Origin of the sequence: Mycobacterium gallinarum (genome assembly GCF_010726765.1) — a bacterium.
Classification (GTDB): domain Bacteria; phylum Actinomycetota; class Actinomycetes; order Mycobacteriales; family Mycobacteriaceae; genus Mycobacterium; species Mycobacterium gallinarum.
In genome coordinates, this window is record NZ_AP022601.1 from 3,629,072 (window position 1) to 3,649,170 (window position 20,099).

Here is a 20,099-nt window from a genome sequence, read left to right on the forward strand (position 1 = left end):
CTCCGTCGCTCGACCTGCAAGCCGAGGCGATTCTTAATGACTCAACTCGGCATGGAGGCCGGGGCTAGATTCCGATCATGTTGTCGACGACCACACCGGCGAGCGTGCACGTGAGCGGAAACGTGGAGTTTAGGAACACCCCAACTCGCGATCTATAGCCAAACGGCCAGACTGGATATGACGATTCGTGTTTCGCGAGCCTCTCGAGAACATCCATTTGCTCCACCGAGTCCTTGATGTTCTTTAAGGCTCCCTCGTTTGCGCCTCGTGCTTCGACTGATGCTCGGCGGAGTACCTTTCGTACGTCTCTCGGATGAGACCGTCGCGATATCGCAACATCGCCTTGCGTGCACTGCGAATTGGTAGATAGAACAGTGCTGGAATGATTCCGAGGCAAATGGCGGCGGAAACGATGAATTGCGGAGAGTCGTAACGGAACGTCCCTTGATTGATTGATTCCCAGACGGAGAATCCGATGATGAGCCCGGGAAGTATCGCCATCGGGGTCAGCTTCAACGAAAAGTCGCCCACTGGGCTGAAGCCGCCGCCCCTGTCGGGATGCAGGCGATGCACCACGATCCGGTTGTTGTCGAAGATCGAATTCAGGGCCGCAGCGGCGACGGCCATGCTCACGATCAATCCTGACAAGGCAAGCCAGATCAGCGTCCAATTGAAAACCACGAGGGTGCCCGTGATGATCGTCCTGTGAGACCAGTGGGTCACTTCAGGCGGACCCGATATACCGACGATGCCCGTGGCTATGACCGCGAGTCCAGCAAGCGCAGCGGAGATCGACGGAATCGCGATGATTCGACGATCTCGTGCAAGTTCGATCGTGCGGTCACTGATCTCGATGTCGTCAGAAGTGAAGATTCCGTTGGTCCGCAACGTTCTCATGGAACTACTGAAATGCGTTGGCATCTTGAGGTAATAGTAGAAACATGTAGATGCAAAAGCTACGCTAGCGATGAATCCAGGATCTGGTGGGAAATTAGCAGGTTCGCCCGTCCTGAAGTCGCCAAATAGTGACCCCGCTATGGCGAATACTAACACCAAGATTAATACAGCTGAAGCTGCATGGAATAGCGGTCGGCGGCAGAAGCGCCGTAACAAGCGTGGGTAGGTTTCCAGCAAGTAATCTTCAGACCAGATTGAAACGTTCTGAAGGGGAAACACCGCCATAGCGGTGAATGCTAGACGCAGTCTGATATCCGGAAGCCCGTTCGAACACACTCCGCTAGCGGGACGCGATCAACCGTCATTTGGGTCGCCGTCGCGTGATGCAGGACATCGGGTCACTGTTCGCCGACCTCGGAGGTCTCCGAGCGGAACTCACCGTCCTCGGCGTTACTTGCTCGCATCGTTGACAGGGAAATCGACCTGCTGCAGATCGCCGTACGCACACCTGCGGGCCGATCAGCACGTGTTGACACCGCATCCGCAGCGCTCATCGACGGATTGAACGCTGAACTCGCCGACTGGATCGCCGCCTGGGCGCCGTCACTTGCCACCAGGACAGCCGCTCTCGCCGCACTCAGTGTCGACGGCATACTCGGAGCCCGCTTCGCCCCACCCTTTCGCCGATCGCAGGCGCGAGTACCCGACGATCGATATCTCAGCGAGTGGACAGCGCTTCTCACCACTCGCATCGCGACATGCCCGAATGGTGCGAATCAGAACTTTAGGCAGAGGATCGGCTGACCTCCGCGATCCGGCACTAGGCCAACATGATTCAGCCTCGACTGCCAGACCTAGTTGTCGTTCTGTGGTGTGGGTTGGAAGGGGGTGTACCACTTCCATTGGGCGCGTTCGCCGGTGGGTCCGCGGTAGGGCGCGGCGTCGGGTGGGGGTCGGGTGGGTGGGCGGGCGAGTGATCCCGGGCTGAGGGTTCGGCCATGGCTGTCGGTGACGGTGATGTTGGGGGCGGGTCCGGTGATGGTGATGACGCCGCGGTGGTGGGCGCGGTGGTGGTAGGGGCACAGTAGGACGAGGTTGTCCAGGTCGGTGGGGCCGCCGTCTTCCCAGTGCTGGATGTGGTGGGCGTGCAGTCCGCGGGTGGCTCCGCAGCCGGGCACCGCACACGTGGGGTGGCGGTGTTCTAGGGCGCGGCGTAGCCGGCGGCCGATGGTGCGCGTGGCGCGTCCGGCACCGAGGGGTTGTCCGTTGCGGTGGAACCACACCTCACAGGTGGCGTCGCAGGTGAGGTATCGGCGGTCGGCGTCGGTGAGCAACGGCCCCAGGTGCAGGGCAGCCACCTGTTCTTTGATGTCGAGGTGCACCACGACGGTGGTGTGCTGGCCGTGGGGGCGGCGGGTAGCGTCGGCGTCCCAGCCGGCTTCGACCAGGCTCATGAACGCCTCACCCTTGGTGGGAAACGGCGACGCTACCGCGGCGGGCAGGGTGTCGGTGTCGTGGTCGCGTTTCCACGCGGCGACCGCAGCATCCAGATGGGACTGCACGGCCGCGTCGAAGGTTGCGGCGTCCAGGTGCGACAGGGTGAATGTCCAGGTGGTGGTCTGCTCGTCGCTGTGGATGGTGGTGATCGTGGGCCGCGGCGGCTCGGGTTCCCGTTCTGGTGGGGTGTCGCGCCAGGGGTCGGGTTCAGATGGCAGGGGTGGTTCGGCCTTGAGGGCGGTGTTGAGTTGGCTGACGGTGGCGACCTCGGCCAACGTCACGTAGTGCCCATCAGAACCCTCGCCGGCTTTCTCGGCGATGATGCCGACTTGATCCAGCGACAACCGGCCTTCGCGCAGGCCCGCCATGCACAGCGGAAACTGTCGGGCCCGGTGCGCAATCGCGGCGATCTTCCCGGCGTTTCTGGTCGAGGAGCCGGTCTTCCACGCCACCAAAGCCGACAGCGAGCGACACCCGGTCATGCCGACCAGGTTGTCGTGGTCCATCTCGGCCACGATGTCCACGATGCGCGCGTCGATGGCGTTGCGCTGACCCATCAACTCACCCAGCTCGCCGAACAACACCTCCAGCCGGTCCTTCGGACGCACGACCGCCGCGTCGGAGGCGGCGATCGAGGACATGACCCCATCAAAACAGAGGGGTCCGACAAGTCCTGGGCCGCAACAAATTAACGACAACGTCGCTTAGTGGACCTAGCGGCGTAGGCCAGCGAGCACACGCTCCCGCATCGACCGCGCGGGTGCGTCGGCCGCCGCGGCGAGCATGTCGGCAACCGTCGTGAACTTGTCGCGGGGCCGATGCTCGCCGCCGCGCGCGATCTCCGCGTCGTCGATGGCCTTCCATCCCGCAGCGCCGATCACGTCGGGCCGCCTGCTACGCACGAGCTTGTCCAGTGCGGCCGGCTTGCCCGCCGGATCCGCGAGTAAGCCCGCGTTGTAGTCGGCGACCAGGTTGTGCACCGTCTCGCCGGCACACGATTTGTTGGTGCCGATGAAGCCGGTGGGGCCACGCTTGATCCAGCCCGCCACGTAGCTGCCGCGCACGGTCTCACCCGACGCCGGATCGATGACCCGGCCGCCGTCATTGGGCACCACCGCAGCGTCGTCATCGAACGGAAGGCCGCGAATCGCCTTGCCGCGGTAGCCGATCGAGGTCAGCACAAGACCGGCGTCGATGTGGCGAACCTCGTCGGTACCAGTCACCGCGAACTCGACTCCCGTCGCGCGTTGCTCACCGAGGATGCGTACCGGCGTCAACTCAAAAGCCAACCGGATGCGGGGTCTGTGCGCGGGCGGCCGCCCGCACGATCCAGAATCCCCGAGCTTCGACAGGATCTCGAGCTTGTTGCGCGTCAACGGATCTGTGACCGTCGCGAGGTCGCTGATGACCCGATCATGATCTGCGCTGTCCAGCACCACATCACACACCGAGGTCAGCCCGATCAGTTCCGGAAGTGTGAAAGCCGAGTACACCGGACCTCGCCGGGCGGCGACGACGACCTCGTTGACCTTCGAGCCGCGCAACGCGGCCAGCGCGTGGTCGGAGATGTCCGTGCGCGCCAGCACATCGGGGTCGGTGGTCAGGATGCGAGCGACGTCTAACGCCACGTTGCCGTTGCCGATGACAACCACCCGCTCGTGGTTCAAATCGACTGGCAGATCAGTGAATTCAGGGTGGCCGTTGATCCACGCAACCATCTCGGTGGCGGTTCCCGTGCCGGGCAGGCCCATGCCGTCGATCTCGAGGCGGCGATCGTTGGGCGCGCCGACGGCGTAGAGCACGGCGTGATGGTGAGCCAGCAGATCGGCATGCGTGACATCCGATCCCACGTCGACGTTCAGATAGAACGTGAAGCCCGGCAGCTTCGTCACCTTGTCGAAGAGCGCTGTCACCCGTTTGGTGCTCTGATGGTCGGGGGCCACCCCGGCACGCACGAGCCCGTACGGGGTCGGCAGCCGCTCGAAGACGTTGACCCGCACACCGCGCTGCGTCAGCAGTTCGTCAGCGGCGTACATGGCCGCCGGCCCCGAGCCGACGATCGCGACCGTCAACGGTCCACCGGAGCGTGGCCGGACCAACGGCGCCTCGAGCACCGGCGCCAGCTTGGACGTTGGCGGCAGCTTCCCCTCGGGTTTGGGATAGAACGACGCGTTCAGCTCGATGAACGGCAGCTGCTCGGGTTCGAGCTTGGTGTCGGGTGCGATCGCGCCGACCGGGCACGCCGACACACACGCGCCGCAATCGACGCACGCGATCGGGTCGATGTAGAGCATCTCGGCGGTGGCGAAGCCCGGCTCGTCCGGTGACGGGTGGATGCAGTTCACCGGACAGGCGTAGACACAGGACCCGTCGCTGCAACACGACTGGGTTATCACGTGAGGCATGGGTGCCCTACGCGGCCGACACCAGATGCTGGCGGGCAGGCTCACTGCGATACCGGCTGGGGCGGCCGCTGATCCGACACATCCGCCAGATCAGTTTCGCGAGCGGGTTCATCAGCCCGGTGTCGTGGGCAAGCATCCGGACGTCGCCGAACATGTCGCGCAGCATCTGCCGCGATTCGGGTGACTTGAAGAAGATCTCCTTGCGGACCGACCGCGGGATATCGAATTCCTTCCAGAACGCCCGCGGCGGCACGATGATCGCCGAGCACAGCACGCGCATCACGACCGGAACATAGAGCGACAACCAGAACCGCTTCCGCCGCGGCAGGTCAGGAACTCGCTTGCGCAGGTATTCGTGCGCGAACGAGATGTGCCGCGCTTCTTCGGCCACGTGGATGGCCATCACGCGCTCCATGATCGGATGCAGCGTCTTGCCCTCGCGCAGCACGTTCTTCTGGGTGTGGTCGATGGGCTCCTCGCCGGCCAGAATGCCGAACCAGAACGGGATCGGCAGCGGCCCCGCGACGAGCGGGATGGTTGGCTGAATCCATTTCAGCAAGCGCGGCATACCGGGCACATCGGCACCGATGCGGTTGACCATCTCCTGGAACATCATCGTGTGGTTGCACTCTTCGACCGCCTCGTGCAGGCAGTACCGGTACTCCGGGGAGCCGTTGGGCGTCCAGAAGGCGTACTCCATGAGCCCGCGGATCAGAATGGACTCGAAGTGCAGACCGACCTTCGCGACGTTGGCCTGCCGCCACATGCCGATCTCGATCTGGCGCTCTTTTGGCTGCGACTGATACCAGGGGTGCTTTCCTATCGGGTCGGTCGCCGGCAGGATCCAGCGCTCGTCATTCTCGACGACCTTGAACTCCGGCGAGTCCCAGTCGATGTCGGTGTACGGATTGAAGTTGCGTCGCACCGACCCCTCGGACAATGTGGTGAGCATGTCGACGTATGCGGTGTCATCGGTGACATCCATATTGCGCCGCCAGCGCCGGACCATGCGTGTCCGGGCTTCCTTGACTGCCATTCGACACCTCCTCGGTGAGGTCTACGAGCCTTGATTGTCAAACACGGTACCGCAGGTATCGCATACCGTGAATACCCCTTTCCGGCATGTGGCACACCGGGCCCGGAACCTAGTTTTGTGACGGAGGCCACACATGGTTGAGCTGAAGACCCGAGACGAAATCGAGTTGATGGCCGACGCGGGCGCCGTCGTGGCCGAGGCGCTGAGCGCGGTCATCGAGCAGGCGAAGCCGGGGATGACCGCCTTGGACCTGGACCGCATCGCCGCTGAGGTCTTGTCGCGGCACGGCGCGTCGTCACCGTTCCTGAACTACCACCCGCGGTGGGCGCCGACCCCGTTTCCCGGCGTGCTGTGCGTCAGCGTCAACGACGCCGTTGTGCACGGCATCCCCAATGAGTACGTACTCGCCGACGGCGATCTGGTGTCGGTCGACTTCGGCGCCACCCTGCGCGGCTGGACCGGTGATGCGGCGCGCAGCTTCATCGTCGGCACCCCGCGCGACGGGGACGCCGCGCTGATCGAGGCCGCCGACGCCGCGCTCGCGGCGGGCATCGCGGCGGCGCGGCCGGGCAACAGGCTCGGAGACGTCGGCCATGCGATCTCGACGACGGTGCATGAGAGGGGCTTCGGTCTGCTCGCCGACCACGGCGGGCACGGAATCGGCCGCACCATGCACGAGGACCCGGACGTACCCAACGAAGGCCGTCCCGGCAAGGGAATGAAGTTACTTCCCGGTTTGGTCATCGCGATCGAGCCCATGTTGATCGGCGACGGCACCGACGAATACCGCCACGACCCCGACGGGTGGACACTCCGAAGCTTGTCCGGCGCGCGTGCCGCGCACAGCGAGCACACCGTTGCCGTCACCCCCGACGGGGCTCGCATCCTGACCAACTAGCGACAGCTACCTCTTCGCGAAGTCGCCAGCCACTGTCAACATGCTGCCGCTTCTGACGGCCGAGAATCCCGCATCGGTCATGTCACAGTCGGTGATGACCGCGCGGTGGCCCGGACTGTTCATCCACCAATTCACCGCGGCAGCAGGCGAACCGCCGGGGCCATTGGCCCAGAACACGATTTCGCCGAGATCCTCGAACGACGTATAGCCGGCGTCGGTGACGCGCTGGACGACAGAGGAGCCGTCCGAACCGGTATGCGCCTGAACTCCGCTCCTGAGCATGTCGTTGGCGTGCCGGGCCGCCGACGCAGTCAGCTGCGGATTGGGCGCCACCGGACCGCATCCGCTCGCCGCGCGCGTCGCGTTGATCTCGTTGAGCACCGCGCCGCCCTCGTCTCCGGAGGCCTGCGCCGGCGCCGCAGCGGTTATCGAACCGAACGCCACCATCGCCGCAGCACACATCGGCATGAGGGTCGAAAATTTCCCATGACTGATCACGTGCCCCCCAATGGGCTCAGTCCCCGACAGATCACATTATGGATACAAATTGGTTCCACTGTGTGTTCTTTACCCACTTTTTCAGCATTTTCTGCATCCCCTCCCCGCTGAAAGCGCACAGCGGGGGTCACTACTCTTGTCCCCATGGCCGACCTCACGATTCCCGCCGACCTCAAACCTCGCGACGGCCGCTTCGGCTGCGGACCGTCCAAGGTGCGCCCCGAACAGCTGCAGGCCCTCGCCGCAGCGGGCGACGTATTCGGGACGTCACACCGGCAGGCGCCGGTCAAGAACCTCGTCGGTCGAGTGCGTGACGGGCTGCGTCAACTCTTTTCGGTGCCCGACGGCTACGAGGTCATCCTCGGCAACGGCGGCACCACCGCGTTCTGGGACGCGGCCGCGTTCGGATTGATCGACAAGCGCTCGCTGCACCTGACCTACGGCGAATTCAGCAGCAAGTTCGCCTCGGCGGTGGCCAAGAATCCGTTCGTCGGGGACCCGGTCGTCATCAAGGCCGAAGCAGGCAGCGCACCCAAACCACAGTCGGATCCGTCGGTGGACCTCATCGGGTGGGCGCACAACGAAACATCAACGGGCGTAGCGGTTCCCGTGCAGCGACCCAAAGGCTCAGACGGCGCGTTGATTGCCATCGACGCCACCTCCGCAGCCGGCGGCCTGCCCGTCGACATCGCCGACGCCGACGCCTACTACTTCGCACCGCAGAAGAACTTCGCCAGCGACGGCGGCCTGTGGATCGCGATCCTCTCCCCCGCTGCGCTCGCCCGCGTGGAGGCCGTCGCGGCGTCGGGCCGCTGGGTGCCCGAGTTTCTGTCGCTCCCGATCGCGATCGAGAACAGCCTCAAAAACCAGACCTACAACACCCCGGCGATCGGCACGCTGATCATGTTTGCCGATCAGCTCGAATGGATGCTGGGCAACGGCGGCCTGGACTGGGCGGTCAAGCGCACCGCCGACTCGTCGCAGCGGCTGTACAGCTGGGCCGAGGCGTCGAAGGTGGCCACGCCCTTCGTCGCCGACCCCGAGCTACGGTCGCAGGTCGTCGGCACCGTCGATTTCACAGACGAGATCGATGCCGCAGCGATCGCGAAGGCACTTCGAGCCAACGGCATCGTCGACACCGAGCCCTACCGCAAACTCGGTCGCAACCAGCTGCGCGTCGGCATGTTCCCGGCCGTCGAGCCGGACGACGTGAGCGCGTTGACCGCGTGCATCGATTGGGTCGTCGAACGCCTCTGACCTGCCCGCGTGTCTACCTGGTAACAGGCGGATAACGCAGTAGGGTCGCTTGATCGGGCATCGTATCCGTCCGGAGGAGGTCGACATGCGCAAACTCAAAGTCGTTGGACTCGACGTCGACGGCAGACAAATCATCTGCGAGGCCGACGACTCCGGCGAGAAGTTCCTCCTGGTCCCCGATGACCGGTTGCGGGCCGCCGCGCGCGGCGACAAGACCGGGTCCACGCCATCCCGGGAAACTTCTCAAACCAACGACGAGGGTCCAAGCGTGCTGCGTCCCAAAGAGATTCAAGCCAAGATCCGCGCAGGTGCTTCCGTCGAGCAGGTCGCCGCGGCCTCCGGCGTCGACTTGAGCCGCGTCGAGCGATTTGCTCATCCGGTCCTGCTGGAGCGGTCGAGAGCGGCCGAGCTGGCGACGGCCGCGCACCCGGTGCTGGCCGACGGCCCCTCGGTGCTGACGCTGTTGGAGACGGTGACGACGTCCCTGATCGCCCGCGGTCTGGGCGCCGAGGCCACCAACTGGGACGCCTGGCGCAACGAAGACGGACGCTGGACCGTCCAGATGGCATGGAAAGCGGGCCTGTCCGACAACGTTGCGCATTTCCGGTTCACCCCGGGCGCACACGGCGGCACGGTGACTGCGGCCGACGACTCGGCATCCGAACTCATCGACCCGAACTTCGCGCGTCCGCTGCGACCGGTCGCCGCGGTGCCACACTTCGAGCAGGAGGACGAGCCGGAGCCGGTCGCCGAACCTGAGCTCGACCTCAGGCCGGAGTCCGAGCCAGAGCCCGAGCCGACACAGCCTGCCGCGCCGAAGCCACGCGCACGCAAGGGCAAGCCGGCAGTGCCCGCGTGGGAGGACGTGCTGCTCGGCGTGCGGTCCAGCGGCCAGCGCTGACGCTTGACCTCACCTTCCGTGGTGAATCCCGTTATCCCGCAAGGCCGATAGCGATGGCGCCGATCCATGCGCAGGCCACCCCGACGGCGGCACCCAGAACGAACCAGCGCCAGACGGGTCGCTTGCGCCATTCCCACACGGTCGGCGTCAGCCCACCGACGGCGACCAGATTGAGGCCGACGGCCAACATCGGGTGCACCCTCATCAGTCCCACGCTCAGCACGACGATGGCGGCACCGACAACCGCGGCGACGAACGCGGACACCGTCAGGCCCATCGCCCACGGAGTCGAATCGTCGGTCACCGGTTCAATCTAACCCGCTCATAGAAGGCCAGCGCCGCGGCGGTGGCCACGTTGAGCGAGTCGGTGCCGCGCGACATCGCGATGCGCACGCGCACGTCACTGGCCCGCATCGCACGTTCTGACAACCCCGGTCCCTCCGCGCCGACGAGCACCGCTACGCGATGATCGGCCATATCGGTCATCGCGTTGGACAGTGTGCGAGCCGACGGATCGGGTGTCATCGCCAGCAGCCGAAAGCCGCTGTCCCGCAGCATCTCCAGATCCCCGGGCCAATCAGCCGCCCACGCGTAGGGCACCAGCAGGGCGTGTCCCATCGACACGCGGACGGCACGTCGGTACAGAGGATCCGCGCACCCCATGCCGAACACGATCGCGTCGACGTCGAGGCCGGCGGCATTGCGGAAAATCGATCCGAGGTTCTCGTGATCGTTGACGCCCTCGAGCACTGCGATCGTCCTGGCGGTCTCGATCACCTGCGACACCGTCAGCTCGGGTGGGCGCGACGCCGATGCCAACACTCCGCGGTTGAGATGGAAACCCACCACGTCGGCCATCACGTCGGCGCTCACGCGGTAGTACGGTGCCGCGACGCCGTCCAGGTCGGCGGCCAGTTCTGCCAGGCGCCGGTCCGTGCCCAGCAGGGCCCGCGGCGTGAACCGCGAAACGAGCATGCGCTGCGCGACCAGCACACCCTCGGCGATCACCAAGCCCTTCCCGGTCGGCAGGTCGGGTCTGCGGTCCACGCTGTTGAGATCGCGAAAGTCGTCCAGCCGCGGATCGGCGGGGTCGGAGACGTCGATTACTTCTGACAATCCCCGCTCGCTACGCTCGTGCCCGCCGGATACCGCTCACGCGCTTTCGTCGACTATCGCCGACATCAGGTCGGCGGCGGTCAGCAGTGCCTCCCGTTGTTCCGGAGCGAGTTTAGCCAGCCGTTTCGACAGCCACTCCTGGCTCGCGCGGCGCTCGGCCTCGATCAACTCGACCCCCGCCGGCGACACCGACACCAGGACCTGGCGCCGGTCGTCGGGATGCGCCATCCGCGCGACGAGGCCTAGTTCGCAAAGCGTTCCGATCACCCGAGTCATCGAAGGTGGACGCACGCGTTCCTTCTCGGCTAACACGCCCGGCGTCATCGGACCCTCCTTGGCAAGGGTCGACAGCGCCGACAGCTGAGAGAGCGATACATGCGAATCCGGTCGTCGGAAGCGCAATTGGCGGGCCAGGCGGATGACCGCGAGCGACAGATCGCTCGCCAAGCGACCGTCGGGTTCTTTCACGAGGCAAAGAGTACATAGCAGTGCTGAAGAAAAGGAAGGTTATGGGTTAGGTTTCAATCGATGACCCCGCAACCACCCGCCCTGCCGCCTGCCCTGCTGAAGCCGTGGCCGGTGATCGCTGTGATCACGACGGGCTGGCTGATCGCGACATTGCTGGCCTTCACGGTGCCCGCACTGCACGGCTGTCGGCCATTCGCGATCGCCGGGCTCGGCGTCGGCGTGCTTGGCACATCGATCTTTCTGTGGCAGCGTCGGGCGGTGCGCCGCGGGTCGCGCGGCGCGCAGAGCGGACTCGACTGAATTCGTCTGACACCCAAGGTCTGACACCCAAGGAGGTAGCGATGGCAGAGCCGCTATTGCAAGCTCAAGTTGAAATCAACGCTCCGGTGACGAAGGTCTGGTCGCTGGTTTCCGATCTGAGCAAGATGCCGCAGTGGAGCCCGCAGTGCCGGCTGATGAAGACTCTGGGCGGTCCACTGCGCCAAGGCAGTCGGACAATCAACCTCAACCGGCGCAAGTACCTCATGTGGCCGACCACCAGCCGCATCACCGAATTCATTCCCGACAAGAAGCTGGCCTTCCGGGTGAACGAGAACGGGACGATCTGGAGCTACGAGCTCGAACCCACCGAAACCGGAACCCGGCTGATCGAAACGCGGCATGCGGAAAACGGCGTGAAGCCGTTGTCCAACGCGACGGTGAACGCGTTGATGGGTGGCGTGCCCAACTTCGAGCGCGAACTCGTCGAAGGAATGAACGAGTCGCTGTCGCGGATCAAGGCCGCGGCCGAACGCTAGTCGGCCGGTTCGGCGAGGTCCAGGACGCCGTCATCGTAGGGATCGAAGAGCGGCGAACCGCTGCCCGGCGGCTGGGGCGTATCCGAATGAGCACCGCAGCCGTACTCGGCGTCGACCACGTGGCCGTCGGCGGACATCTCGTTGGCGCACACTCCGAACATCAACCCGAGCGATCCTGACACCGGGAGATAGAACCCGCAGTCGCGGCACACGCGGCGCGTCGACCGTGCCATCGCGGAACCGGGCCCGTACTCGCCGTCGTGCCAGCGCTGCGCGGCGTCGGCGCGACCCCACGGACCGAGCACCTGCCTGCGGCCGAAGCCCACTTCCGCGGCTACCTCGTCGACCTCGGGGTCCCCACTGGACATGAAGCCGGGTACGAGCCGGGGGTCGTCGGCGGGGGGAGCGAGCAGATCGCCGGGGCTGAGGTCGCCAGGCTTGACGCGCTCGTTCCAGGGCACCCACTTCGGTGCGAGCAGCGCCGTCGGACCGGGCACCAACACGACCTCACTGATGGTGGCGTGATCGGCGCCCGGGCACGCGGCCACGACGACGGCCCACTGCCAGCCGCGGTAACCGGGCATGTCGGCGAGGAACCTGTGGGTGGCCGCGGTCGGATCGTCGAAGCCGGCGCCGAGATACTCCCCGACGGTGTCCTCACCACTGAACTCGACGATCGCGGCACGCGCGTCGTCGACGGAGCCCAGGAGCACCGTCTCCAGGTCAGGCCGGGGCACGGCATCCCCGTCAGGGGAGGCCACGCCGTTCTCGGCGGATTCCGTCACGCTGTCCATTGGCATTGATTTTGCCGTAGCCGCCGACAAGTAGCCACACCGGTCGGCTGCACGTGCGCTGTGGCCTCGATGGGGGAGAATCTTTTCTGTGACCGGACCGCGTCGTGACAACAGGGATCGAGCGGGTTCGCGTGAGTTCGGCGGTCGCCCGCCCAGCTATTACCCGCCGCGCCCGCCCGCCGGCGGCCAGGAACACCCGGGGATGGCCAACTACCCCAGTGATCCCGGCGACGGCGGCCACCGCCGGGCGCGGCCGAATCCCACTCCGAGTGCCAACCGGTGGCTGCCACCGCTCGACGATTCGGCACGGTCACGCGCATCCGTACCCCCGCGCGGCTCCGTCGGCGCCGGGGCGGGCGAACGGATCACGGTGACCAGAGCGGCCGCACAACGCAGCCGCGAGATGGGCTCCAAGATGTACGGCCTGGTGCACCGCGCCGCTACGGCCGACGGCGCCGACAAGTCCGGGCTGACCGCGCTCACGTGGCCGGTGGTCGCCAACTTCGCGGTCGACGCGGCGATGGCCGTCGCACTGGCCGACACGCTGTTCTTCGCAGCGGCCTCCGGCGAGAGCAAGGGCAAGGTCGCGCTGTACCTGCTCATCACCATCGCGCCGTTCGCCGTCATCGCTCCCCTGATCGGACCCGCACTGGATCGGCTGCAGCACGGGCGCAGGGTCGCACTCGCCACGTCGTTCATCCTGCGCACCGCGCTTGTGGTGGTGTTGATCGCCAACTTCGACGGTGCCACCGGCAGCTTCCCGCCGTGGGTGCTCTACCCGTGTGCATTGGGAATGATGGTGCTGTCCAAGTCATTCAGCGTGTTGCGCAGCGCGGTGACCCCGCGGGTGCTGCCGCCGAGCATTGACCTGGTCCGGGTGAATTCTCGGCTGACGATGTTCGGTCTGCTTGGCGGAACGATGGTCGGCGGCGCGGTTGCCGCTGCGGCCCAGTATCTCTTCCGCGTACTGGAACTGCCCGGCGCGCTGTACGTCGTCGTCGCCGTCTCGGTGGCGGGCGCAGCGCTGGCGATGCGGATCCCCAAGTGGGTCGAGGTGACCGAGGGTGAGGTGCCCGCGACGCTGAGCTACCACGGTCGCACCGGTGAGCTGCGCCGCGAGCCAGCACCCCAGAAGTGGACCCCGGCACGACAACCGTTGGGCCGCAACACGATCACCGCGCTGTGGGGTAACTGCACCATCAAGGTGATGGTGGGCTTCCTCTTCCTCTACCCGGCCTTTTACGCGAAATCGCACGACGCCAGCGGTTGGGAACAGCTGCGTATTCTCGGCATGATCGGCGCGGCCGCCGCCATCGGAAACTTCATCGGCAACTTGGCCAGCGCGCGGATGCAGCTCGGCCACCCGGCCCAGATGGTCGTGCGCTGCACCATCGCGGTCACCGCGAGCGCGCTGGCGACCGCCATCGCAGGCAATCTCTTGGTGGCTGCGATCGGCACGCTGATCACGTCGGGCGCGAGCGCGATCGCGAAGGCGTCGCTCGACGCGTCGTTGCAGGACGACCTCCCCGAACGGTCCCGAGCGTCCGCCTTCGGTCGTTCAGAGTCGTTGTTGCAGTTGGCCTGGGTCGCCGGCGGCGCGATCGGCGTGCTGATCTACACCCAATTGTGGGTCGGCTTCACCGGTGTCAGTGCGGTACTGATCCTGGGCCTCGCGCAGACGGTGGTGAGCTATCGCGGCGACTCGCTGATCCCCGGCCTCGGCGGTAACCGTCCGGTCCTGGCCGAGCAGGAGGGCGGACGCCGCCCGGACAATGCGGCGGTGGCGCCGGAGTGAAACGCGTTCTCGCCGTCCTGGCGGTCGTGGTCGTCATCGCGTCCGCGGCCACGGGTGTGTTGATCTGGCGGCTGGCCCAGCACCCTCCGCCCAAGCACCCGGAGATCAGTGCTTACACCGACGGACAGCTCGTACGGATCGGGCCGTACAGCTATTGCGACGTGGTGAACCTCAACGACTGCGAAACCCCGCAAACGATAGGCGAACTCGCCGTCGACGGGCGGCACCCGGTGCAACTGTCGGTGCCGTCGGCGATCTCCGACGCACCCTGGTTACTCGGCCGCACGTACGAGGGCTCCGACGTGCTCGAGGAGTTCACCCCGGGCAGCACGCTCGCGGTCACCATTCCCACCGTCGACCCGCATCGCGGAAAGCTCACCGGCTTCGTCGTGCAACTGCCCACGATCGTCGTCGACCAGGACGGCAACGAGTTGCCGGCATGGCATGCGGAGTGGTCGGTGCGAACCGTCTGGCCTCAGCCCGCTGAATGACCGGCGGGCACCCGTTCGCCGTCGCGCGTCGAACCCGGCGGCGTGCCATCGCCAAACGGCCTGCCGCCCAACGCTTCCCGCCCATGCGGGGCTAACCAGTTGGACAGATCCGGGCCTTTCGGCACGATCTGCGTCGGGTTGATGTCTTTGTGCACGATGTAATAGTGCTGCTTGATCTGCACGAAATCGGTGGTGTCGCCGAAGCCGGGGGTCTGGAAAAGGTCGCGGGCGTAGGCCCACAACACCGGCGACTCGGAGAGCTTGTTGCGGTTGCACTTGAAGTGGCCGTGGTAGACGGGGTCGAAACGGGCCAGCGTCGTGAAGAGACGCACATCGGCCTCAGTGATGGTGTCGCCGACCAGATATCGCTGATTCTCGAGCCGCTCGGAGAGCCAGTCCAGCGCGGTGAACAACCGGTCGTAGGCCTTGTCGTAGGCGTCCTGGGAGCCGGCGAATCCGCACCGGTACACGCCGTTGTTCACCTCGGTGTAGATGCGCTTGGCGACCTCGTCGATCTCGTCGCGCAGATGGTCCGGGTACAACTGCGGCGCGCCCTCGCGGTGGAACTTCGTCCACTCGGTGGAGAAGTCCAGCGTCATCTGCGCGAAGTCATTGGTCACCACCTCGCCCGTCGGCACGTCGACGATCGAGGGCACGGTGATGCCCTTCTCGTAGTCGGGGAACCGCTTGAGGAAGGCGTCCTTGAGGCGCGGAATCTTCAACACCGGGTCGACGCCGCCGGGGTCCAGGTCGAACGTCCAGCTGTCCTGGTCGTGGGTGGGACCGCAAAAGCCAATGGAGAGACTGTCTTCGAGCCCCAACAGCCGTCGCACGATGATGGTGCGGTTGGCCCACGGGCAGGCCCGCGCGACGACCAATCGATACCGGCCGGCCTCGACGGGATACCCGTCGCGACCGTCGGCGGTGATTCGCGTGGTGATGTAGTTCGTGTCGCGGTTGAAATCGCCACCGCTGGCGACATAGCTCATGTCTCCAGCATGCCCGAAGGAAAATTCAGGCGTCGAGCTCGCTTGCGACGGCACGCACCACTTCGGACACTCGTCGTGCGACCTTGCGATCGGGGTACCGGCCCTTACGTAGCTCGGGCTGAACCGCGCCTTCCAGCAGCGTGATCATGTCCTCGACCATGCCGTGCAGCTCGTCCGGTGTGTGCTTGTGCTCGGCGGCAGCCGCCTCACGACGGGTGCGCGTCAGGCTCGGCGGCGAGTCGATGATCTTCACGCTCAGCGCCTGCGGGCCGCGACGACCGGCGGCCATGCCGAACTCGACTTTCTGTCCGGCCTTGAGCCCCTCGACGCCCGACGGCAGCGCGGACGAGCGGACGTAGACGTCCTCACCGTCCTCCTGCGACAGAAAGCCGAATCCCTTTTCGGCGTCGTACCACTTAACCCGGCCGGTCGGCACTGGTCTCACCTGCTTGTCTTCTGAAGCGCCCAACAAAAGGAAAGCGTCCCGTGCGCAGGGACGCGTCTCGGGTGATCCTACTCGGACCTCGAACCGCCCTCACCCCCTTTACTCGGTAGGCTGGAACGACCGCTGGAGGGAAAAGATGCGCCTGATCCTGAACGTCATATGGTTGGTCTTCGGCGGTCTCTGGCTGGCGTTGGGCTATCTGCTGGCAGCGTTGATCTGCTTCATCCTCATCATCACGATCCCGTTCGGCTTCGCATCGTTGCGCATTGCGTCCTACGCGCTGTGGCCGTTCGGCCGAACCGTCGTCGACATGCCGGGTACGCGTCCGGGTGCGCTGATCGGGAACATCATCTGGGTCATCCTGTGCGGCATCTGGCTGGCCATCGGCCATCTCGTCAGTGCAGCCGCCATGGCGATCACCATCATCGGCATTCCGCTGGCGCTGGCCAACCTCAAGATGATTCCGATCTCGTTGCTGCCGCTGGGCAAGGAGATCGTTCCGGTTGACAGCCTCAACGGCGGGGCGAACCGGTCGATCGGAGCCGCCGCATGACGGTCGTCGACCTGGGTGTGCCGTCGCTGGGCCCGGCCGATCCCGCGCCCACAGACGGTCCACTCGTCGACACCTTCGGGCGGATCGCCACCGACCTGCGCGTGTCGTTGACCGACCGGTGCAACCTGCGCTGCACCTACTGCATGCCCGCCGATGGGCTGGACTGGCTGCCGGGCGATCAGCTGTTGGCACCGGCGGAGCTGATCCGGCTGCTACGCATCGCCGTGACGCGGCTGGGCATCACCAGCGTGCGCTTCACCGGCGGCGAGCCGTTGGTAGCCAAGAATCTCGATGAGATCGTCGCCGCCACCGCCGCACTGCGGCCGCGGCCCGAGATCACGTTGACCACCAACGGCATTGGGCTTGCCCGGCGCGCGGCGAAGCTGAAGGACGCCGGGCTGGACCGGATCAATGTGTCATTAGACACCGTGGATGCCGCACGGTTCAGCCGGATCACCCGCCGCGACCGGCTCAGCGACGTGCTCGACGGCCTCGCGGCCGCAAAGGCCGCAGGGCTCAACCCGGTCAAGGTGAACGCGGTGCTCGACCCGGACACCGGTCTGGACGATGCAGTGCAACTGCTGCGGTTCTGTATCGACCACGGATACCAGCTGCGCATCATCGAGCAGATGCCGCTCGACGCGGACCATCAGTGGCAGCGCGGCAGGGCCGTGAGTGCGGATGACATCCTCGCCGTGTTGCGCCGCCACTTCGATCTCACGCCGAACACGGAGCCGCGGGGTTCGGCGCCCGCAGAACTGTGGCGGGTCGACGGTGACCGCGGCTTGGTGGGCGTCATCGCCTCGGTCTCGCACGCGTTCTGCTCGGCGTGCGACCGTACCCGCCTGACCGCGGACGGCCAGGTTCGCAACTGCCTGTTCGCACGACAGGAGACGGATCTGCGTCACCTGATGCGGACGGGCGCCGACGACGACGGCCTGGCAGCCGCCTGGCGCGCCGCGATGTGGGCCAAAGCCGCCGGGCACGGCATCAATGACCCTGGCTTCGTCCAGCCGGATCGTCCGATGAGCGCAATCGGCGGGTAGGCGTGACCTCTACCTCCAGGACCACTAGGCCCACCGATATCGAGGTGACCGTTCGGTTCTTCGCCGCCGCGAGGGCCGCCGCAGGTAACGAAGTGGAGACGATCCGGCTTCGTCCGCACACGACGCTCGCCGAGTTGGTCGCGCAACTCAGCGCGCGCGACCAGAATCTCGCGAAAGTATTGATGCGCTGCTCGTTTCTGCGCGACGGCGTGGCCGTGCGCGACGCCGACGTGGCGTTGACAAACGCCGCGACCATCGACGTTCTTCCGCCCTTCGCCGGCGGGTGATGGTGATTTGCATCACATAACGAAATGATCACAGACTGGCTACGGACAGGTGGAGCGTCCAAAGCACCTGCAAGAACGTCAGAATCTCCTGCGGGTTTAGAGCTCCTTTAGGATTTGCCCAAGGGGAAAACGCCGTTATCTGCAAAAGATGACGCTCGCGGGCATACCCATTACCGTCGACTCCCAAGTCCCTCGACCTCAATCGGGTGACCCGCTGTGCCCCGATCGCGCCGAGCTCCGTCCAGTCGGGACCCAGTCAACAACGAACAACTTTGGACGGAGGCGGGGGACCCACCGGTCCACCGAAACGGAAGGACCTGGAGCAGATTTCGGCTCCTTGGGGTGAAGCCGGCGTCGTCTCGACGCCGCCGGCCGGGCAACCTCTCCAGCCCGAACCCGACAGCTGACCTCGCGGGCGCTTGAAGAGAGGACACCAACGCACCTATGAGTGGACGGCATCGTAAGCCCACTGCATCGGCCGTAAACGTCGCGAAGATCGCCTTCACAGGCGCTGTCATCGGCACTGGGGGCATTGCCCTCGCCGGACACGCCAACGCCGCCACCGACGGCGAATGGGATCAGGTCGCCAGGTGCGAATCTGGTGGCAACTGGGCGATCAATACCGGCAACGGATACCACGGTGGACTCCAGTTCTCCCCGAGCACCTGGTCGGGCCACGGCGGCGGCGAGTTTGCGCCTGCCGCGTACCTGGCCAGCAAGGAAGAGCAGATTGCCGTCGCCGAGCGTGTGCTCGCCGGTCAGGGCAAGGGCGCATGGCCGTCGTGCGGTGGCCCGCTGTCCGGCCCCACGCCGCGCAATGTGGTCGACGACGCGATCGCCGACCTGAACAACCTGCTGCCGCCTCCGCCGCCGAACCCGTTCGCTCCCCCGCCGCCTCCTCCGCCACCCGCGCCGTTCGACGCGCTGGCCGCACCGGCTCCTCCGCCGCCGCCTCCGGGTGCACCCCTGCCCCCGCCGCCACCCCCGGCCGACGCGCTCGCCGCCCCGATTCCGCCGCCACCACCCCCGGCCGCACCACTGCCTCCGCCGCCACCCCCGGCCGACGCGCTCGCCGCCCCGATTCCGCCGCCACCACCCCCGGCCGCACCACTGCCCCCGCCACCCCCGGCCGACGCGCTAGCCGCCCCGGTTCCGCCACCGCCGGCCGACCCGATGGCCCCGCCGCCGCCACCACCGATCGACGCGCTGGCCGCACCGGTGCCTCCGCCGCCGGTCGACCCGATGGCCCCGCCGCCCCCGGCACCGATCGACGCGCTGGCCGCACCGGTTCCTCCGCCGCCGCCGGTCGACCCGATGGCCCCGTCTACAGACGTCGCGCAGCAGCTGGCGGACTGGGATGTCGCCGAGGGCACCGTGCCTGCCGATCAGCCTCAGATGTGGGCGTTGCACGCCGACGCACCGCTTCAGCCCGCACCGGCAGTTCCTCCGCCGCCGGCCCCGCCGGCACCCGCGCCCGGTGCACCCGTCGCCGTTGCGGCACCCGCGCCCGATCCGCTGGCCCAGGTCAACCTTCCGCAGCCCGCCATGGACGCGGCCAACCAGGCCGTGTCCGGTGAGCTCCCCGTGCCCGCCGAGGTTCCGCATCTGCCGAGCCCGGAGAACCTGAATCCGGGGACGACGATCGACCGCGGCGCCGTCACGACCGACAGCCCCAACGTCTCCTACCTCAAGGAGATCTGGCACGCGATCCAGACCCAGGACGTCACCGGCAAGGATGCGCTGCTGGCGCTGACTCAGCGTCCGTTGACAACCCCGGACCGCACCACCGGTCAGGTGCCCAACCTGCCGGGCCAGCTCCCGCCGGATCCGGCGCTTGCGCCTCCGCCGCCCCCTGCTCCGGCACCGGGACTGCCCGCGCCGGCGGCACCTCCGGCGCCCGGTGCGCCGCCGCCGCTACCGCCTGCCTGA

General features: G+C 66.3%; 23 protein-coding genes and 1 riboswitch. Of the genes, 11 read left to right on the forward strand and 12 right to left on the reverse strand.

Annotated elements, in window-relative coordinates:
- Positions 1 to 243: 243 nt before the first annotated feature.
- From G6N42_RS17670 to G6N42_RS17690, 5 genes are all read right to left on the reverse strand, one after another.
- The gene (locus G6N42_RS17670) at positions 244 to 1,182 is read right to left on the reverse strand and encodes a hypothetical protein (RefSeq protein WP_163730773.1); all 939 of its coding nucleotides are present in this window, start codon (positions 1,180 to 1,182) and stop codon (positions 244 to 246) included.
- A 113-nt stretch (positions 1,183 to 1,295) separates the two neighbouring features.
- The gene (locus G6N42_RS17675; RefSeq protein WP_163730775.1) at positions 1,296 to 1,511 is read right to left on the reverse strand and encodes a hypothetical protein; all 216 of its coding nucleotides are present in this window, start codon (positions 1,509 to 1,511) and stop codon (positions 1,296 to 1,298) included.
- A 240-nt stretch (positions 1,512 to 1,751) separates the two neighbouring features.
- Positions 1,752 to 3,035: an HNH endonuclease signature motif containing protein gene (locus tag G6N42_RS17680; protein ID WP_163730777.1), complete on the reverse strand. Its 1,284-nt coding sequence runs from the start codon at positions 3,033 to 3,035 to the stop codon at positions 1,752 to 1,754.
- 72 nt (positions 3,036 to 3,107) lie between these two features.
- On the reverse strand, positions 3,108 to 4,799 hold the full coding sequence (locus G6N42_RS17685; protein WP_163730779.1) for an FAD-dependent oxidoreductase: 1,692 nt from the start codon (positions 4,797 to 4,799) through the stop codon (positions 3,108 to 3,110).
- 7 nt (positions 4,800 to 4,806) lie between these two features.
- Complete coding sequence (locus G6N42_RS17690; protein WP_163730781.1) at positions 4,807 to 5,835, reverse strand: AurF N-oxygenase family protein; 1,029 nt, start codon at positions 5,833 to 5,835, stop codon at positions 4,807 to 4,809.
- A gap of 133 nt (positions 5,836 to 5,968) precedes the next feature.
- Here G6N42_RS17690 and map point away from each other — a divergent pair, with 133 nt between their 5' ends.
- Complete coding sequence (map, locus tag G6N42_RS17695) at positions 5,969 to 6,733, forward strand: type I methionyl aminopeptidase (protein ID WP_163730783.1); 765 nt, start codon at positions 5,969 to 5,971, stop codon at positions 6,731 to 6,733.
- 6 nt (positions 6,734 to 6,739) lie between these two features.
- On the opposite strand, the gene G6N42_RS17700 is transcribed toward map, so the two are convergent.
- Complete coding sequence (locus tag G6N42_RS17700) at positions 6,740 to 7,195, reverse strand: CAP domain-containing protein (RefSeq protein WP_232076181.1); 456 nt, start codon at positions 7,193 to 7,195, stop codon at positions 6,740 to 6,742.
- Between the two features lie 180 nt (positions 7,196 to 7,375).
- On the opposite strand from G6N42_RS17700, the gene serC reads away from it, so the two are divergent.
- On the forward strand, positions 7,376 to 8,488 hold the full coding sequence (gene serC / locus G6N42_RS17705) for a phosphoserine transaminase (RefSeq protein ID WP_163730786.1): 1,113 nt from the start codon (positions 7,376 to 7,378) through the stop codon (positions 8,486 to 8,488).
- 85 nt (positions 8,489 to 8,573) lie between these two features.
- Complete coding sequence (gene sepH, locus G6N42_RS17710) at positions 8,574 to 9,389, forward strand: septation protein SepH (RefSeq protein WP_163730788.1); 816 nt, start codon at positions 8,574 to 8,576, stop codon at positions 9,387 to 9,389.
- 31 nt (positions 9,390 to 9,420) lie between these two features.
- Here the strand turns inward: sepH and G6N42_RS17715 are convergent, their stop codons facing one another.
- Genes G6N42_RS17715 through G6N42_RS17725 form a run of 3 tightly spaced genes read right to left on the reverse strand, consistent with a single transcriptional unit; the run spans position 9,421 to position 10,973 of the window.
- On the reverse strand, positions 9,421 to 9,693 hold the full coding sequence (locus G6N42_RS17715; protein ID WP_163730791.1) for a DUF2537 domain-containing protein: 273 nt from the start codon (positions 9,691 to 9,693) through the stop codon (positions 9,421 to 9,423).
- On the reverse strand, positions 9,690 to 10,505 hold the full coding sequence (locus tag G6N42_RS17720; RefSeq protein WP_163730793.1) for a TrmH family RNA methyltransferase: 816 nt from the start codon (positions 10,503 to 10,505) through the stop codon (positions 9,690 to 9,692). The genes G6N42_RS17715 and G6N42_RS17720 overlap by 4 nt, the downstream gene beginning before the upstream one ends.
- Positions 10,506 to 10,541: 36 nt before the next feature.
- Positions 10,542 to 10,973, reverse strand: a complete 432-nt coding sequence (locus tag G6N42_RS17725) for an Rv0880 family HTH-type transcriptional regulator (protein WP_163730795.1) — start codon at positions 10,971 to 10,973, stop codon at positions 10,542 to 10,544.
- Between the two features lie 60 nt (positions 10,974 to 11,033).
- Between G6N42_RS17725 and G6N42_RS17730 the strand changes: the two genes are divergently transcribed.
- Entirely contained in the window at positions 11,034 to 11,273 is a 240-nt protein-coding gene (locus G6N42_RS17730; protein WP_163730796.1) for a DUF2530 domain-containing protein, read from the forward strand.
- Between the two features lie 41 nt (positions 11,274 to 11,314).
- Positions 11,315 to 11,770: an SRPBCC family protein gene (locus tag G6N42_RS17735; protein ID WP_163730798.1), complete on the forward strand. Its 456-nt coding sequence runs from the start codon at positions 11,315 to 11,317 to the stop codon at positions 11,768 to 11,770.
- On the opposite strand, the gene G6N42_RS17740 is transcribed toward G6N42_RS17735, so the two are convergent.
- On the reverse strand, positions 11,767 to 12,564 hold the full coding sequence (locus G6N42_RS17740) for a DUF3027 domain-containing protein (protein WP_163730801.1): 798 nt from the start codon (positions 12,562 to 12,564) through the stop codon (positions 11,767 to 11,769). The genes G6N42_RS17735 and G6N42_RS17740 overlap by 4 nt on opposite strands.
- A gap of 202 nt (positions 12,565 to 12,766) precedes the next feature.
- On the opposite strand from G6N42_RS17740, the gene G6N42_RS17745 reads away from it, so the two are divergent.
- Positions 12,767 to 14,359: an MFS transporter gene (locus G6N42_RS17745; RefSeq protein WP_163737723.1), complete on the forward strand. Its 1,593-nt coding sequence runs from the start codon at positions 12,767 to 12,769 to the stop codon at positions 14,357 to 14,359.
- A complete protein-coding gene (locus G6N42_RS17750; RefSeq protein WP_163730803.1) occupies positions 14,356 to 14,850 on the forward strand; it encodes a DUF2771 domain-containing protein in 495 nt (164 codons plus the stop codon). Before G6N42_RS17745 ends, G6N42_RS17750 begins: the two co-directional genes overlap by 4 nt.
- Here G6N42_RS17750 and G6N42_RS17755 read toward each other — a convergent pair.
- On the reverse strand, positions 14,835 to 15,839 hold the full coding sequence (locus G6N42_RS17755) for a glutathione S-transferase family protein (protein ID WP_163730805.1): 1,005 nt from the start codon (positions 15,837 to 15,839) through the stop codon (positions 14,835 to 14,837). The two genes, G6N42_RS17750 and G6N42_RS17755, sit on opposite strands and share 16 nt — an antisense overlap.
- A 25-nt stretch (positions 15,840 to 15,864) precedes the next feature.
- The gene (locus G6N42_RS17760; RefSeq protein WP_163730807.1) at positions 15,865 to 16,275 is read right to left on the reverse strand and encodes a cold-shock protein; all 411 of its coding nucleotides are present in this window, start codon (positions 16,273 to 16,275) and stop codon (positions 15,865 to 15,867) included.
- Between the two features lie 145 nt (positions 16,276 to 16,420).
- Between G6N42_RS17760 and G6N42_RS17765 the strand changes: the two genes are divergently transcribed.
- From G6N42_RS17765 to G6N42_RS17780, 4 genes are all read left to right on the forward strand, one after another.
- Entirely contained in the window at positions 16,421 to 16,837 is a 417-nt protein-coding gene (locus tag G6N42_RS17765; RefSeq protein WP_163730808.1) for a YccF domain-containing protein, read from the forward strand.
- A complete protein-coding gene (gene moaA / locus G6N42_RS17770; RefSeq protein ID WP_163730810.1) occupies positions 16,834 to 17,883 on the forward strand; it encodes a GTP 3',8-cyclase MoaA in 1,050 nt (349 codons plus the stop codon). Before G6N42_RS17765 ends, moaA begins: the two co-directional genes overlap by 4 nt.
- 2 nt (positions 17,884 to 17,885) lie before the next feature.
- The gene (locus G6N42_RS17775; RefSeq protein WP_163730812.1) at positions 17,886 to 18,170 is read left to right on the forward strand and encodes a MoaD/ThiS family protein; all 285 of its coding nucleotides are present in this window, start codon (positions 17,886 to 17,888) and stop codon (positions 18,168 to 18,170) included.
- A gap of 253 nt (positions 18,171 to 18,423) precedes the next feature.
- Positions 18,424 to 18,604: riboswitch (cyclic di-AMP (ydaO/yuaA leader) on the forward strand.
- A gap of 10 nt (positions 18,605 to 18,614) precedes the next feature.
- The gene (locus G6N42_RS17780; RefSeq protein WP_163730814.1) at positions 18,615 to 20,099 is read left to right on the forward strand and encodes a transglycosylase family protein; all 1,485 of its coding nucleotides are present in this window, start codon (positions 18,615 to 18,617) and stop codon (positions 20,097 to 20,099) included.

Coding starts and splice junctions, on each gene's coding strand:
- G6N42_RS17745 (WP_163737723.1), top strand. CDS start 12,767: ATGGCCAACTACCCCAGTGATCCCGGCGACGGCGGCCACCGCCGGGCG.
- G6N42_RS17680 (WP_163730777.1), bottom strand. CDS start 3,035: ATGTCCTCGATCGCCGCCTCCGACGCGGCGGTCGTGCGTCCGAAGGAC.
- G6N42_RS17780 (WP_163730814.1), top strand. CDS start 18,615: ATGAGTGGACGGCATCGTAAGCCCACTGCATCGGCCGTAAACGTCGCG.
- G6N42_RS17730 (WP_163730796.1), top strand. CDS start 11,034: ATGACCCCGCAACCACCCGCCCTGCCGCCTGCCCTGCTGAAGCCGTGG.
- moaA (WP_163730810.1), top strand. CDS start 16,834: ATGACGGTCGTCGACCTGGGTGTGCCGTCGCTGGGCCCGGCCGATCCC.
- G6N42_RS17765 (WP_163730808.1), top strand. CDS start 16,421: ATGCGCCTGATCCTGAACGTCATATGGTTGGTCTTCGGCGGTCTCTGG.
- serC (WP_163730786.1), top strand. CDS start 7,376: ATGGCCGACCTCACGATTCCCGCCGACCTCAAACCTCGCGACGGCCGC.
- G6N42_RS17700 (WP_232076181.1), bottom strand. CDS start 7,195: ATGTGTGCTGCGGCGATGGTGGCGTTCGGTTCGATAACCGCTGCGGCG.
- G6N42_RS17670 (WP_163730773.1), bottom strand. CDS start 1,182: ATGGCGGTGTTTCCCCTTCAGAACGTTTCAATCTGGTCTGAAGATTAC.
- G6N42_RS17735 (WP_163730798.1), top strand. CDS start 11,315: ATGGCAGAGCCGCTATTGCAAGCTCAAGTTGAAATCAACGCTCCGGTG.
- G6N42_RS17755 (WP_163730805.1), bottom strand. CDS start 15,839: ATGAGCTATGTCGCCAGCGGTGGCGATTTCAACCGCGACACGAACTAC.
- G6N42_RS17690 (WP_163730781.1), bottom strand. CDS start 5,835: ATGGCAGTCAAGGAAGCCCGGACACGCATGGTCCGGCGCTGGCGGCGC.
- map (WP_163730783.1), top strand. CDS start 5,969: ATGGTTGAGCTGAAGACCCGAGACGAAATCGAGTTGATGGCCGACGCG.
- sepH (WP_163730788.1), top strand. CDS start 8,574: ATGCGCAAACTCAAAGTCGTTGGACTCGACGTCGACGGCAGACAAATC.
- G6N42_RS17685 (WP_163730779.1), bottom strand. CDS start 4,799: ATGCCTCACGTGATAACCCAGTCGTGTTGCAGCGACGGGTCCTGTGTC.
- G6N42_RS17740 (WP_163730801.1), bottom strand. CDS start 12,564: ATGGACAGCGTGACGGAATCCGCCGAGAACGGCGTGGCCTCCCCTGAC.